Source organism: Plantibacter elymi (nom. nud.), assembly GCF_900177795.1.
In the GTDB taxonomy this organism is placed as follows: domain Bacteria; phylum Actinomycetota; class Actinomycetes; order Actinomycetales; family Microbacteriaceae; genus Plantibacter; species Plantibacter elymi.
The window spans coordinates 350,796-365,553 of sequence record NZ_FXWJ01000002.1; the positions used below are offsets into that span (position 1 = coordinate 350,796).

13 protein-coding genes are annotated in these 14,758 nt (G+C 67.8%); 7 read left to right on the forward strand and 6 right to left on the reverse strand.

The genetic code is table 11. The features are described 5' to 3' along the window. Positions 1-17: 17 nt before the first annotated feature. Positions 18-1,043 (reverse strand): LacI family DNA-binding transcriptional regulator, encoded by a 1,026-nt coding sequence (locus CCK91_RS06540; protein ID WP_086473378.1) that lies wholly within the window; start codon positions 1,041-1,043, stop codon positions 18-20. Between the two features lie 227 nt (positions 1,044-1,270). Between CCK91_RS06540 and CCK91_RS06545 the strand changes: the two genes are divergently transcribed. From CCK91_RS06545 to CCK91_RS06565, 5 genes are all read left to right on the forward strand, one after another. Continuing rightward, positions 1,271-2,626: an ABC transporter substrate-binding protein gene (locus CCK91_RS06545; RefSeq protein WP_079705827.1), complete on the forward strand. Its 1,356-nt coding sequence runs from the start codon at positions 1,271-1,273 to the stop codon at positions 2,624-2,626. Positions 2,627-2,699: 73 nt separating this feature from the next. Continuing rightward, entirely contained in the window at positions 2,700-3,614 is a 915-nt protein-coding gene (locus CCK91_RS06550) for a carbohydrate ABC transporter permease (RefSeq protein WP_079705826.1), read from the forward strand. Continuing rightward, entirely contained in the window at positions 3,611-4,435 is an 825-nt protein-coding gene (locus CCK91_RS06555) for a carbohydrate ABC transporter permease (protein ID WP_086473379.1), read from the forward strand. The genes CCK91_RS06550 and CCK91_RS06555 overlap by 4 nt, the downstream gene beginning before the upstream one ends. A gap of 63 nt (positions 4,436-4,498) precedes the next feature. Continuing rightward, the gene (locus tag CCK91_RS06560) at positions 4,499-5,491 is read left to right on the forward strand and encodes a glycoside hydrolase family 68 protein (protein ID WP_086473380.1); all 993 of its coding nucleotides are present in this window, start codon (positions 4,499-4,501) and stop codon (positions 5,489-5,491) included. Beyond that, a complete protein-coding gene (locus CCK91_RS06565) occupies positions 5,488-6,669 on the forward strand; it encodes a serine hydrolase domain-containing protein (RefSeq protein WP_086473381.1) in 1,182 nt (393 codons plus the stop codon). The genes CCK91_RS06560 and CCK91_RS06565 overlap by 4 nt, the downstream gene beginning before the upstream one ends. A gap of 71 nt (positions 6,670-6,740) precedes the next feature. Here the strand turns inward: CCK91_RS06565 and CCK91_RS06570 are convergent, their stop codons facing one another. The 4 genes from CCK91_RS06570 to CCK91_RS06585 all read right to left on the reverse strand — a co-directional run bounded on the left by CCK91_RS06570 (position 6,741) and on the right by CCK91_RS06585 (position 11,612). Next, the gene (locus tag CCK91_RS06570; protein ID WP_086473794.1) at positions 6,741-8,447 is read right to left on the reverse strand and encodes a glycoside hydrolase family 13 protein; all 1,707 of its coding nucleotides are present in this window, start codon (positions 8,445-8,447) and stop codon (positions 6,741-6,743) included. Positions 8,448-8,512: 65 nt separating this feature from the next. Then, entirely contained in the window at positions 8,513-9,406 is an 894-nt protein-coding gene (locus CCK91_RS06575; RefSeq protein WP_086473382.1) for a carbohydrate ABC transporter permease, read from the reverse strand. After that, the gene (locus tag CCK91_RS06580) at positions 9,406-10,317 is read right to left on the reverse strand and encodes a carbohydrate ABC transporter permease (protein ID WP_079002413.1); all 912 of its coding nucleotides are present in this window, start codon (positions 10,315-10,317) and stop codon (positions 9,406-9,408) included. Before CCK91_RS06580 ends, CCK91_RS06575 begins: the two co-directional genes overlap by 1 nt. Beyond that, positions 10,314-11,612: an extracellular solute-binding protein gene (locus tag CCK91_RS06585; RefSeq protein WP_086473795.1), complete on the reverse strand. Its 1,299-nt coding sequence runs from the start codon at positions 11,610-11,612 to the stop codon at positions 10,314-10,316. The genes CCK91_RS06580 and CCK91_RS06585 overlap by 4 nt, the downstream gene beginning before the upstream one ends. Positions 11,613-11,838: 226 nt before the next feature. On the opposite strand from CCK91_RS06585, the gene CCK91_RS06590 reads away from it, so the two are divergent. Then, positions 11,839-13,044, forward strand: a complete 1,206-nt coding sequence (locus CCK91_RS06590; protein ID WP_086473383.1) for an ROK family protein — start codon at positions 11,839-11,841, stop codon at positions 13,042-13,044. Positions 13,045-13,070: 26 nt separating this feature from the next. Continuing rightward, entirely contained in the window at positions 13,071-13,967 is an 897-nt protein-coding gene (locus CCK91_RS06595; RefSeq protein WP_086473384.1) for an esterase/lipase family protein, read from the forward strand. A 16-nt stretch (positions 13,968-13,983) separates the two neighbouring features. On the opposite strand, the gene CCK91_RS06600 is transcribed toward CCK91_RS06595, so the two are convergent. Beyond that, a complete protein-coding gene (locus CCK91_RS06600; protein WP_133059940.1) occupies positions 13,984-14,748 on the reverse strand; it encodes a hypothetical protein in 765 nt (254 codons plus the stop codon). Positions 14,749-14,758: the final 10 nt, after the last annotated feature.

Consider the following 14,758-nt stretch of genomic DNA (forward strand, 5'->3'; position numbering starts at 1 on the left):
CTCCGGTTCGAGTCCGTTCAGCCGCGCGGTGGTTCGACGGACGAGCGCGACACCACCGGCATCGGGACGAGCACCGGCTCGCCCGATGCGCCCTCGAGCAGGAGTTTGACCGCACGACGGCCCATCTCCTCGTGGGGCAGCGCGATGGTCGAGAGCTCCGGGCGCAGATAGGAGGCGACCTCGTCGTTGTCGAACCCGACGACGGAGACGTCTCCGGGCACGGACAGACCGAGTTCGGCCAACGCTTGATAAGCACCGAAGGCGAGACGATCGTTGAGGCAGAGCAGGGCCCGGACGTCGTCCCGCCGAGCGAAGAGTTCGTGCACCGCGCGATAGCCGTGCTCGGGCTCCCAGACCGGGATGGACTCCTCCGCCACGAAGGTCAGGCCGCGCTCCCGCATCGCCCCGCGGATACCGGCCACCCGGGCCTCCACCGTCGCGGAACGGAAGCGGTCCCGCTCCACTTCGTCGTTCTGCCCGATGAGCGCGATGCCCGCTGAGTGACCGTGGTCGAGGAGCAGTTCGATCGCTGCGCGTCCGCCGGCGAACTCATCCGGGAGGACGGAGACGGGATGATGCGAATTCGTCGCATTCAGCATGACGACCGAGGTCGAGGTCGGAAGCTCGGGAACGAAGAACTCGCGCGATCGCATGGTCGCGAAGATGATGCCGTCGACCTGTCGATCGAGGACCGCGCCGATCGCCTCGGCCTCCCGTCTGGGATCACCGCCGGTCTCGAGGAGGAGGATGACGTGGCGAGCCTCCTCGGCGGCCTCGAGAGCGCCCTTGATCAGTCCACCGGCGTACCGTGTGGTGGCGATCTCGTCGGAGATGAACCCGATCGTGCGGGTCTTGTCCGTCCGGAGTCCGCGGGCGGCCACGTTCGGCCGGTAGTTGAGCGCCTCGGCGGCGGCGAAGACACGATCATGGGACTCCTTCGACAGCCCGGTCTCCGGACGACCGTTGAGGATCATCGAGGCCGCGGTGATCGACAGCCCCGCCTCTCGCGCGACATCCGCCAGCGTCACCCTGTTTCGAGCCATCGCTACTCCCCTCGGTTCCGGTCTCCGACCCGTCCATCAGATCACACTTGACAAACCTCGGGCCTCCGCAGAACATTACTGCTATCTAAAACCTTTTAGTGACGAACTACATGGATTTAGGTAGGCCGGTCCGGTTACCCGCTCGTCCCCCTCAGGCGCGCGGCCGAGGCGGTTCGACGCGCTCGGCGCACGTCACAGCACTGCACCTTCGACAAAGGAGTCTCCTCATGTTCACCCGTCCCTCCCGTCGGGGAGTCGTCCGCTCAGCGGTCGCCCTCACCTCGCTCGCCGCGGCCTCCGCGCTCGCCCTCACCGGCTGCGCTCCGGGCGGCTCGGCGCCCGCAGCCTCGTCATCGGTCGACGTCAGCACCACGCTGACCAAGGACAAGGTCGAGCTCACCATCGCCGACGAGACCGGCTTCCCGGTCACCGAGAAGCTGGCCGACGAGTTCACGAAGCAACACCCGAACATCACCTTCAAGATCAACCGCGACACCTTCGCGAACCTCACGGCGAACGCGCCGAAACTCCTCGCGAGCGACACCCCGCCCGACCTCATCAGGCTCCCGACCATCGGCGACACGGTGAAGGACGGCCTGCTCGCCAATCTCGACCCGTACTCCGAGGCCTACGGCTGGGACGCCTGGTCAGAGTCGCAACTCGCGCCGCTGCGGGTCGACGCCGACGGCATCCGCGGCAAGGGATCGCTGTACCAGCTCGGCCTCGGCTACAGCGTGACGGGCATCTACATGAACCTGAAGCTGGCCAAGCAACTCGGAATCGACGCGCCGCCGGCGACGCTCGGCGAACTCGAGGACGACTTCGCCACCGCGAAGGCGGCCGGGGTCCTGCCGATCATGGCGGGAGACAAGGACGGCGTCGTCAACTTCGTCATCCAGGCGGCCATGAACCAGTACGGCGACAAGGCCGAGATGTCGGACTGGATCTTCAACAAGCCCGGTGCCACGTACGACACGAAGGGCAACGTCCAAGGCGCTGAGCTCATCCGGAGCTGGGCCGACGCGGGATACTTCCCGAGCGACATCAACGCGATCGACTACGCGTCGTTCGTGAGTCGGTTCCAAGGCGGCGAGGGACTCTTCACCTTCAACGGCAACTGGGCCGCAGCGGACACGCAGGCGAAGATGGGTGACGACGTCGACTTCTTCCTCGTCCCGCCGGTGAAGGCGGGCGGCGATCACGTGGCCATGGGTGCCGCCAACTCCTTCTCGGTGGCGGCGAAGTCCAAGCACCTCAACGAGATCGTGTACTTCCTCAACTGGATCCACACGGACGAGGCAGCCCGCCAGATCGTCGTGGACGTCACCGGAGCCGCTCCTGGAGGCGACCCCAGCCAGGCGCTGCCCACCGTGCCGGCCGGTTCCCTCCTCGAGGACGCCCTGAAGATGTCCGCGCAGATCGGCGCCGAGAACGGTCAGGTCGACTTCATGTCGAACGCGACCGCCGGTATCTACGCGGGCGCCATCATCCCCGAGTCCCAGCTGCTCGTCACGAGCAAGATCACCGGCCAGGACTTCGTGGACGCCGTCCAGGACTTCTACACCAAGGAACTGGCCGGCTGAGCACCATGACCCGCAATCGACCGATCCTCTGCGTGCGGCTCACGCACGCCGACCTCCGACGTGGGCTGCCGGCATGACCGGCACGATTGCACCCCGTCGGGCCCGCGGACGCACCGCGGCCCGGCGGGCGGTCCTCATCGGGTGGCTCTTCACCATCCCCGCCCTACTCGCCTACATCGGGTTCGTCGTCTATCCGCTGTTGACGGGCGTGCAGTACTCCTTCTACCGATGGAACGGCGTCGGTCCGTCCGAATGGGTCGGGTTCGCGAACTACCTGCGGGTGTTCACCGACCCCGACCTGCTCGGGTCCATCGGCAACGCGTTCATCCTCATCGTCTTCTTCACCGCGATCCCGGTGTCCGCTGGGCTCGTTCTCGCCAACCTGATGCGGTCCATGCGTCCCGGCCCGTTCTCCACGGTGTCACAGACGATCCTCTTCCTCCCGCAGATCATCCCGCTCGCGGCAGCCGGTATCGCCTGGTCCTGGATGTACGCGCAGACGGGCGCCGTGAACCAGATCCTCGGCGCCGTCGGACTCGGCGGTCTGGCGCGTCCGTGGCTCGGTGACTTCCAGACGGCGCTGCCCGCGGTCGGACTCATCGGCTCGTGGGTGCTCACGGGCCTCTGCACCGTCCTGTTCCTCACCGGTATCGGCAAGATCGACTCGTCCCTGTACGAGGCGATCCGCTTGGACGGCGCCGGCTGGCTGCGCGAGTTCACCACCATCACCGTGCCGGGACTGCGTCAGGAGATCTCCGTGCTCGTGACGATCACGGTCATCGCCGCACTCAGCAGCTTCGACATCATCTACACCACCACCCTCGGAGGCCCCGGCCGTTCGACCCTCGTGCCCGGCATCTCCATCTACCGCATCGGGTTCACCCAGAGCGACGTCGGCCTCGCCTCGGCGTTCGGCATCGTCCTCATGGTGCTCGTCCTCGCCTGCGTCCTCCCCCTGCAGCGTCTGGCGAAAGTGAGCGATCGATGATCACCTCGAAGACCGAAGTCATCCTCGGCCGTGCCATCCTGGTCGTCGTCCTCGTCCTCACCGTCCTGCCCCTCCTCAACATGATCTCGGCGGCCCTGCAGCCTGCAGAGGTGAACCCGACGGGGCTGACCTGGCCCACCGACCCGCAGTGGGGCAACTTCGTCCTCGCGTTCGAGACCGGCCACGTGTGGCAGCTGATGGGCTCCAGCGCACTGATCGTCCTCGGCGTCGTACCGGTGAGTCTGCTGTTCGCGACACTGGCAGGGTACGCGCTCGGCAACCTGCGGATTCGAGGTGGAGGCTTCGTGTTCGTCTTCCTCATCGTCGGACTCACGATCCCGTTCGAGTCGCTCATCATCCCGCTGTACTACGAGATCCAATCGCTCGGACTGCTGAACACGCAGTGGGCGATCATCCTGCCGCTCATCGGCCTGTTCATGCCGTTCAGCGTGGTCTGGATGCGAGCACACTTCGTGCGGATCCCTTCCGAGCTCTCGGAAGCGGCTCGGGTCGACGGTGCGACGACCTGGCAGGAATTCGTGCGCATTCAACTGCCGCTCGCCCGCCCGGCGCTGTCGGCACTCGCCATCCTCCTGTTCCTGTGGACCTGGAACCAGTTCCTCCTGCCGGTGGTGCTCGTGTCCGACCCGCTCAACCGGACGGTCGCCGGCGCTCTCACGTTCTTCCAGGGGCAGTACAGCAACAGCATCCCGCTGCTGAACGCGGGCGCGCTACTCATCGTCGTCCCGACGATCCTCGTGTTCGTCGTCTTCCAGCGCCAGTTCATCACCGCGTTGCTGCAGGGCGCCGTCAAGGGCTGACCCCATGACGGCTCCGCACCAGCGCCCTGAATCAACCCACTCCTTCCACGATCGGCTCCGTACATGACCTTCGAAATCGACGACCACTGGGTGTGGGACTTCTGGTTCGCCGACGACGGCGACACCTTCCACCTCTTCTACCTGCACGCGCCGAAATCGCTCGGCGACCCCCAGCGACGGCACCGCAACGCCCGGATCGGACACGCGACCTCGGAGGACCTGCGGACGTGGACCGATCTCGGGCCGGTCCTGTCGCCGGGCGAGCCGTCCGCCTTCGATGGGACGGCCACCTGGACCGGCAGCGTCGTGCTGGGGCCGAACGACCGCTGGTACCTCTTCTACACGGGCTCGCGGTTCCTCGACGCGGAGAGCCACGCGAACATCGAGACGGTGGGCGTCGCGACGTCGAGCGACCTGCACACCTGGTCGAAGCAGGACGGCCCCGTCCTGGCTGCCGACGGCCCGTGGTACGAACGACTCGGTGACGGCAGCTGGCCGGAGGAGGCGTGGCGCGACCCGTGGGTGTTCGCCGATCCGGCCGGTGACGGCTGGCACATGCTCGTGACCGCCCGGGCGAATCGCGGTCCGGACTCGGACCGCGGCGTCGTCGGACACGCGGTCTCCCATGACCTCAGCTCGTGGCGTCCCGCTCCCCCGTTGAGTGAGCCCGGTGCCGGGTTCGAGCATTTGGAAGTCCTGCAACCGATCGAGACGGCGGAGGGCTGGTCCGTGCTGTTCTCCTGCGACACGTCGATGCTCGCCGGCTCGCGCAAGGTGTCCGGAGAGACGGGAGGGGTGTGGATCGCTCCCGCGGCGGGCCCTGCGGGACCGTTCTTCCCCGAGGACGCGAGGCTCATCTTCGACGAACGGCTCTACAGCGGGCGCATCATCACGGACCGATCAGGTAGGCAGGTGCTGCTCGCGTTCGTCAACCAGGACGACGACGGTCGGTTCGTCGGGACGATCAGCGACCCGCTGCCGGTCGAGGATCTCCTCCCACCACGACCGGAACCCCCGAAGCCTCGACGTGCGACCATGGACGAGGTGGGCTCATGACGGTAACGGTGCACGGCCTGGTCTCCCCCGGCTTCGAGTCGGTCGCCGCCTCGTTCGAGCGTGCCTTCGACGGCCAGCCGACGATGGGTGCCGCGCTCGCCGTCCGTCACCGTGGCGTGTCCGTCGTCGACCTCTGGGCCGGGACCACCGATGCCGCGGCCTCCATCCCGTGGCGTGACGACACGCTGAGCGTGGTCTTCTCCTGTACGAAGGGTCTGATGTCGCTGTTGGCGGCGCGGCTCGTGCAGGAGGGACGGCTCTCCTACGATGCACCGGTTGTCGAGTACTGGCCGGAGTTCGCGGCTGCGGGCAAGTCGGCGGTGCGCGTGCGGGAGCTGCTCGCGCATCGGGCAGGGCTCTCCGCACCACGGATCCCGCTCACCCCCAGCGAGCTGCTCGCGTGGGACACGGTCACCGGGCGACTCGCGGCGCAGGCGCCGCTCTGGGAGCCGGGAGCCGGATACGCCTACCACGCGATCACCCACGGTTGGCTGATCGGTGAGGTCGTCCGCCGAGTGACGGGGATGAGCGTCGGAGCAGCGTTCCAGGACCTGGTCGCGCGTCCGCTCGGCGCTGACGCGTGGATCGGTCTGCCTCCCTCCGAACACGGGCGGGTCGCCACCATGCTCGTCGGCGACTCGCTCGCGGAGCTGACGCGGGTCCAGGCGGCGGCCCGGACAGCGGGCGTCGTCGATTGGTCGGAGCAGGCGATGACGCTCGGCGGTGCTCTGCCGCCCGAACTCGTCGGCCCGGAGGCCGGGTTCAACCGAACCGAGGTCCAGGCGGCGGAGATTCCCGGCGCCGGAGGGATCGCCAGCGCCCGGGCCCTGGCCGCAATCTGGTCGGCCTCGTTCCGCGAGACCGACGGCGTCCGGTTGCTCGACGTGCCCACCATCGCCGCGGCCACCACCGTGCAATCGTCCGGTCCGCCCGTCTGGGAGGTTCCCGGGCCGTGGCCGGCCTGGGGTATGGGGTTCCAGCTCGACAGCGAGGCCCGCCACTACCTGTCGTCGAGCAGCTTCGGGCACGACGGTGCCGGCGGACAGGTCGCGTTCGCCGATCCACGCCAGGACATCGGGTTCGCGTTCTTGACGAATCAGATGGAGGGCGTCGGCGACGTGCGCGCCTCGGCGATCATCGACGCCTTGCACGAGTCCCTCACCGGCACCGTTCGTTGACACGGATCGCTTCGCGACAATGGTCGGCTGATCGGGGCCAGGTCGATTCCGCCCCGATCAGCGCTCGACGATCACTCGAGCAGGCTCGGCGAGGCGATCCACACCGTCGACGCTCCGGCAAGCTCCCCGTCCACGAGCGCGCCGAGCACGACCGGTCCGGCCTCCGCGGGGAGTGGGAACGGCGCGGTGCCGAAGTTCGTCACGACCTGCCAACCGTTCGGCCGCACGAATCGGACGACGTCGGGCCTCCCCGTTTCGATCCACTCGAGGCGCTCCTCGGTCTGCAGTAGTCGTCGCAGCCGGAGTGCCTCGCGGTAGAGCGAGAGCGTCGAGGTCGGATCCGCTGCCTCCACGTCGACCGCGTACTCGGCGAACCAGGCTGGTTGCGGCAGGTGCGCGACCGCACCTCCGAAGCCGAAGGCCGGTCCGTCCGCCGACCATGGCAGCGGCACGCGGCAACCGTCGCGGCCCAGCCCGTCGTACTCGCCGCCGCGGAAGAACGCGGGGTCCTGACGCTGCTCCGCCGTGATCGCGGCGACCTCCTGCAGGCCGAGCTCCTCACCCTGGTAGAGGTAGGTGCTCCCGGGAAGCCCGAGGAGCAGGAGCGTCGCCGCTCTGGCGCGTTTGAGCCCCTGGTCGCGATCGATGTCGGACTCGGGACCACCCGCCGCGACCCACTCGGTGCCCTGCTTCACCGGTCGCCCGGCCAGGGGCGGGAGTCCGTACCGCGTGGCGTGACGGGTCACATCGTGGTTGGACAGCACCCACGTCGTCGACGACCCCGTCTCCGCCGCCTGTGCCAGGTTGTCGGTGATGACCGTGCGGAACTCGTCGGCATCGAAGTCCGCCTCGAGCAGGTCGAAGTTGAAGGCCTGGCCGAGTCCCTCGGCCGATGCGTACTTCGCCCGGCGCTCAGGTGAACTCACCCACGCTTCGGCGACAGCGGTGCGCGGCGGGTCGTACTCCTCGAACACCCGCCGCCACTCGGCGTAGACCTCGTGCACGTCGTCGCGGTCGAGCAGCGGGTGGGTGCCGTCCTGCGGCATGAGCTCCAGTTCAGCACGACTCGGCAGCGGCTCGGTGAGGTCCTTCGTGAGCATGTGCGCGACGTCGATCCGGAAGCCGTCCACGCCCCGATCCGACCAGAACCGCAACGTCTTCAGGAAGTCGGCGCGGACCTCGGGGTGGTCCCAGTTGAGGTCCGGCTGCTCGGTGGCGAAGTTGTGGAAGTACCACTGGCCGTCCTCGACCCGCTCCCAGGCGGGGCCGCCGAAGACCGACTCCCAATCGGTGGGCGGTTCCTCCCCCGATGCTCCCTTCCCCTCGCGGAAGAGGTACCGGTCGCGAGCCGCCGACCCGCGGCCGGCGGCGAGCGCCTCCTGGAACCACTCGTGTAGATCCGAGGTGTGGTTCGGCACGATGTCGACGATGACCCGGATCCCGCGGTCGTGCAGGGCGGCGATCAGCTCGTCGAAGTCCTCCAGCGTGCCGAGCCGCGGGTCGACGTCGCGGTAGTCCGCGACGTCGTACCCGCCGTCGGCCAGCGCCGAGGGATAGAACGGACTAAGCCAGATCGCGTCGATCCCGAGGTCCGTGAGGTAGTCGACCCGCGAGCGGATGCCCGGCAGGTCGCCGAGACCGTCCCCGTCCGCGTCGGCGAAGCTCCGCGGGTAGATCTGGTACACGGCGGCCTGACGCCACCAGCTGGCGGCGGCCGTCCGCCCGGCATCGGCGGACTCGGTGTCGGTGTCGGTGTCGACGAGTAGTGCGTCGGTCATGACGGCGTGGTCCTCGGTCTCTCTGATGATGGATGGATCCGGTGTCGGGCGGTCGGTCGGGCGGGTCACCCCTTGACGGCACCCTGGGTGACGCCCGACATCACCCAACGCTGCGCGAACAGGTAGGCGATGATCGCGGGGGCCATCGCCATCAGGTACGAGGCGAAGGCGACGTTGTAGTTGCTGCTGAACTGGGTCTGGAAGAGGTTCTGTCGCACCGGGAGGGTCTGCAGTCCCGCGTCCGAGATGATGAGCGACGGCATCATGAAGTCGTTCCAGGCGTAGAGGAACGCGAAGATGCCGACCGTGGCGCTCATGGGAGCCAGGAGCGGGAAGATCAGTCTCCAGAACGTCTGCCAGGTGCTCGCACCGTCGATGCGCGCACTCTCCTCGAGTTCGATCGGGATCGATCGCAGGAACGCCGTGAACAGCAGCACGCTGAAGCTCAGCTGGAACATCGTGGCGAGGATGATCACCCCGAACGGGTTGTCGAGTCCGACCCGACCGGTCAGCTGGATCTGCGGCAGTGCGACGACCGGGAACGGGATGAACATCGCGGCGAGCAGGTAGAAGAACGAGAAGCGGAACAGTCGGCGATCCCAGTTGCGCACGATGGCGTACGCGGCGAAGGAGGCGAGGATGATCGTCGCGACCACGGTCCCTGCTGTGACGAGGAGCGACATCGCGAAGCCGACCGGGAACTTCGTGAGCGTCCAGGCCTGGACGAAGCCGTCGATGCTGAACGGTGCCGGGAGCGAGAAGGCGTTGTCGTCGACCGACTGGGTGTCGGTCTTGAACGCCATCGAGATCGTCACGTAGAGCGGCAGCAGGACGGTCACGGCGCAGAGCAGCAGGATGATCGTCGTCGACCAGCTCACCCGCTCTCCCCTGGTCCGCTGTTTCGGGGTGGCGTTCGCCGTGGTGATGGACTGGGTGCTGAGCACGGTTGGCGTGGCCATCAGAGTGCGTTCCTTCCGCGCGTCGCCGAGAGTTGCACGAGGGCGATGATGATCGTGATGATGAAGAACAGGGTGGCCGTGGCCATCTGGTAGGCGTAGTCACCGGTCTGGAACCCGCGGATGATCGTCATCGAGATGCTCCGCGTGGAGGTTCCCGGGCCACCGTTGGTCAGGCCGACGATGATGTCGTAGGCGTTCAGGTAGTTCTTGAAGCCGAGGATCACGTTGATGACGACGTATCCCATGACCAGTGGCAGGGTGATCCGCAGCAGCTGCTGGCGCTTGTTCGCGCCGTCGAGCGACGCCGCCTCGTAGACATCACCGGGGACCGCGAGGAGACCAGCGATGTAGATGAGCAGCGTGCCGGGGATCGACTGCCAGGCCGTCACGATCACGATGCCGAGCCAGGCCAGGTCCGGGTTGGAGAGGATGCTGGTCTCGAGGAACGGGATCCCGAGCGCCGAGCCGGCGGCCGGTACCGAGTTCATGAAGAGGAACTGGAACACGTAGGCGATGATGATGCCCGAGATGACCATCGGGATGACGAAGATCCCGCGGAGCCCCATCTTGAAGCGGATCTTCGCGGTCAGGCCGACCGCGAGCAGGAACGCGATGACGTTCACCGCGATGACCGTCACGAGCGAGAACCCGAAGGTGAAGAGGAAGCTCGTGAGGATGGCCGGGTCGCTGAACGCGGCGATGTAGTTCGTGAAGCCGATGAACTCCCAGTCGCCGATCCCGATGGAGTCGGTGAAGCTGAAGAAGATGCCGACGACGCCGGGGAGCGTGATCGCGAGTGTGAACAGGATGACGGCCGGGAACAGGAAGAAGTAGTAGATCGGCTCGACCCGTTTGGTGCTGCGTCGGACCTTCGGGTTGCCTCCGGTCACGATCGATGTGGTGGCGCTCATTCGGAACCCTCCTTGCTCGTGACGGGCGGCTGTCGGAACGCGAGTCGTGCCCAGTCCGCGTCCATGGTGCGGAGCATCGACGCCGCGTTGGTGCCGAGGACCAGCGACTGCGCGTAGTTCTCGGTCGGGATGGCGCGGGGGTTGAGCACGCCCGGCCCCTGGTAGAACGCGCCGGCGTCGTAGTACGGGATCATGCCCGCGACGCGCGGGTCGTCAGGAGCCTTGCCGTCGTCCGTCGGGACGAATCCGAGCTGGGACTCGTTGTAGGCCTGGATCACCTCCGGCTGGAAGAGGTACTCGAGGAAGTCGCGGGCACCCTCGGGGTTCTTCGCCTCCTCGGGGATGATGGTGACGAGGTCGAGGTTCACCCGGACCTTGAGGTCCTTCGGGTCTTCGGTCATCGGCAGCGGGAACGTCCCGAGGTCGAGATCCGGTGCGGTGAGTGCGATCTGGCTGAACGCCCACGGGCCCTGCAAGTACATGGCGCCCTTGCCCTCGGCGAAGGCGACGTTGCCGGCGTCGTAGGTGCGACTCGGCGCATCAGCCTGTGTGTACTCCTTGGCGAGCAGCTGCATCTTCTCGATGGGATCCAGGAAGTCCTTCTCGAAGGAGACCGGAGCATCCGGTCCCACCTCGGTGCCTTCCTCCGCGAGCCGGTCGTAGAAGTCCGGGATGTCGACGGCACCACCGACCGAGTAGTCGAACCAACCCTGGTTGGCGGTCCAGGCATCGGCGAACGTCGCGTAGAACGGCGCCACGCCGGCCGCCTTCAGTGTGTCGGAGACGGCGATGAGTTCACTCCAGGTCGTCGGCACCTCGAGGCCGTACTCGGCGAAGATCGTCTTGTTGTAGATGACGGAAGCGGCCATCACCGAGTAGGGCAGCGCGCTCGTGCGTCCCTCGCAGACGCCGTACTGGTCGAGCAACGGCTGGAGGTCGTTGCGGATGGACGCCGCCGCTGTCGTGTCGGACAGGTCGGAGAGCGCGCACCGTTCGACGAAGCGCGACACCTCGTGGTTGTAGTTCGAGAGCATGAGGTCCGGCGGGTTGCCGCGGACGAAGCTGGCCGCGAGCGGATCGGGCCCCGAGGTGTCCATGACGACCTCGTACTGCTGCTGCGAGGCGTTGTAGTCCGCGACGGCCTGGTTCATGAAGGTGAACGCTTCACGCTTGCTGAACGTGAAGTGGATGGTCTCGCGACCATCACTCGAGCAACCGACGAGGACGCTGGCCAGGAGCGCCACCCCCGCCACTCCGGCCGTGGCGCGTATCGCGCGTTTCAGTGGGTTCGACATCATTGTCCTTCCGCGGCTCCATCGATGGATCCGCTGACTAAATACAGAGAGTAAATCAACTGATGACAGAAACTCTGCCATCCGTTCGGCGTCTGGTCAAGCACCGGTTCCATCACGACATCCACGGGTCGGACACCGTGATCGTTCACGGTTCTGCGCACGGTGCAGTGCCTCCCCGGCTCGGCATCCGCGCGCGGCCTGCGGATCGTGGATATCGTTGTCGGTCATGGAAGCGACGACGACGGAGCGGGCAGCGGAGCCGCGCTCTTCCAGCATCACCGCCGTCCTCGATCACGCCTGGGCGACGTCCGCGTTCACCGCGGCCGACGTCATCACCGCCACCGGGTTGTCACGATCGACGGCGATCACGCTCTCCGACGAACTCATCGGACTGGGTTGGCTGACGGAGCTCGACGACGCACGTCAGGCCGGTGCCGCCTATCGGAAAGGTCGCCCCGCCCGTCGCTACGAGCTGCGCATCGACGCCGGGATCGTCGTCGGTGTCGACGCCGGAGCCCACTCCATCACCGCCATCGCTGCAGACCTGCGCGGTCGGGAACTCGCGAGGTCGCACCACACCGTCGATCCGGCGGCCACCGCTGAGGCACGGGTCGACGCCGTCGACGCGGCGATCGACGAGGCCCTGCGGCAGTGCGGGCCGAAACCGCCGCTCTGCATCGTGCTCGGCGTCCCGGCCCCCATCGACGCACTCGGGCGGTCACCCGAGGGCAACGTCTTCTGGGACCGCATGAACCCTCGGCTCGGTGAGCGCATCCGCGACCACGGCTGCGCGGTCGTCACCGACAACGACGCGAACCTCGCCGCCGTCGCCGAGGGTGCGATCGGCGCCGGCGTCGGCGTCGACTCCTACATCACGGTGGTCACCGGCGAGCGGCTCGGAGCCGGATACGTCGTCGACGGTCGACTCGTCCGCGGTCGCGGCCGGGCGGGCGAGCTGCACCTCCTCGACCTCGTCGACGGCGTCGGTTCGTCGCGAGGCATCGCCGCACTCCTGCGCGACTGGGGTCGCGAGTACCGCGAGAGCGGCGGGCTCCCGGAGAGCAGCCCGCTCAGCCGCATACCGGTTGCGCAGGTGGATGCGCAGTCGGTCCTCGCTGCGGCGGACCATGGCGACACGGTCGCGCTCGACCTGGTGCGCCGGATGGGTGATCGCATCGCGCGGATGAGCGCCATCCTGGGCGGGTTGCTCGACGTCGAGCGCATCGTGTTCGCCGGCGGGATCGCTCCGTCGATGTCGCAGCTGCTCGAGGTCGCGTCGGAGCGCATCCCCGGCTACATGAGCGCGGAACCTCCCGTGCTCGTCGCGTCGGAACTCGGTGCCGACATGGTGGCGCAGGGTGCGGTCGCGACCGCGATCGACGACGTGCGTCGCAACGCACTGCGGATCGACCTCGCCCGACCAGTACGCTGACGTCGTAGCCAGCCGGAAGGAGCACCATGGCCGATGCGATCGTCCTCGTGTCAGGAGGTGCGGCCGTGACCCCGTTCACGGGTCCGGACCATGCCGCCGGCTCCGGCCTCGCCGCCGGGAACACCCTCACCGCGCTGCGTGCGCACCTGCTCGGGCGGGAGATCCCGGTCTTCACCGCGCCGGCACGGATCGGTGCCGGGGAGGTGCACGAGGACGCGGGTTGGCAGGGGTTCGCCGACGTCCCGATCGTGCTGCCCGCCGAGGTGACCGTCAACGCCGTCGGTGGGATCGACGCCGGCGGGACGAGCCTGGCCGCGTTCCTGCGGTGGCTGTCCGACGAACACGGCTTCGCGAGCGTCGACCTCGTCGCCCACTCCATGGGCGGTCTCTTCTCTCGTGCCGCGATCCGCGAGTTGCGCGGTTCCGGCCCGTCGATCGGCCGCCTCGTCACCCTCGGCACACCATGGGAGGGATCGCTCCTCGGCGACGTGCTCACCGGTGAGGTCTCGGTCCACGACGCCCACGGCGACGAGGGGACCACGACGATCCTCGAGCGCTCGAGCGGCTATGCCGCAGAGAACTCCCAGGGCGCTGCCGACGAGGTCTCACGCCGGTTCCTGCGCGAGTGGAACACGACGCAGGCCGGCTTCCTCGATGGCGTCGCCGTCACCGCAGTCGGTGCGGGTCACTTCCACACGGCAGCCGAACCCCGGCAGCTGTGGCCACACGACGGTCTGGTGGCCCTGCGAAGCGCCCGAGCCGACGACGTCCCGGTCGACGTGCTCCCCCGCGTGGTCCGCCGTTCCTTCGAGGACGACGTCCACAGCATCTTCTTCGCCGACGCTTTCGACCTCCCGTGGGAGCGCGCGCTCACCTGGGATCCCGAGGTCTTCGCCGTGGTCGACGAGGCGCTCGACTCCTGACCGGAAGGACCGTGCCTCAGCCCTGGTGCCAGCGGGTGAAGTCGGCGGCCGTGCTCGATCCCGCAGGTCCGATCCAGATCCGAGCGGTGTCCGAGGGTCGGGCCGGGTCGAACACGACCATGGCCGGATCGCCCGTCGCGGGCAGTTCCGCGCGCTTCCACTGGCCCAGCTTCGTCACCCAGCGGTCCACCCCGGCCGTGTCCGTGAACGTCGCCGTGATCTCGCCGACGAGGCCGCCGGAGGACGCGTCGATCTCGGGGATCTCGACGACGACCGCCGGCACGATCCGCCCCGTCGCGACCAGCTGACGGAGGCCGTCCTGACGTGATCGACGACGCGCTCTGACGATCGCTCCGATGATGAGGAGCGCGGCGGCGAGGCCCGTCAGAGCGGCCGGGACCAGCCACAGCTCGCCGACAGTGGTCATCGAACCGACGCCCCACCAGGCCCCGACGGCGAGACCGACGAACAGTATGGACCCGGGACCCACGCCGGGTGCGCTCAGGACCCGGCCGGTGAACCGGCGACTCGCTCCGGCATGGATCAGGAAGCCCAGGATGATCGTCGGGAGGCCGGCGATCATCCCGAAGATCGCCAGGGGTGGCTCGTTCACCTCGTCCATCAGGTCGAACTCGGCGAATCCGAACATCGCACGGGCGACGAAAGCCGCACCGGCGGTGATCAACCCGAGCCCGACGGCGATCCCGACCGCAGCGCCCGGCGAACCGACCCGAGCCTCCGCCTGGCGACGACGGACTTCCCGGGGATCGACCGAACTCATCACGCGCTCC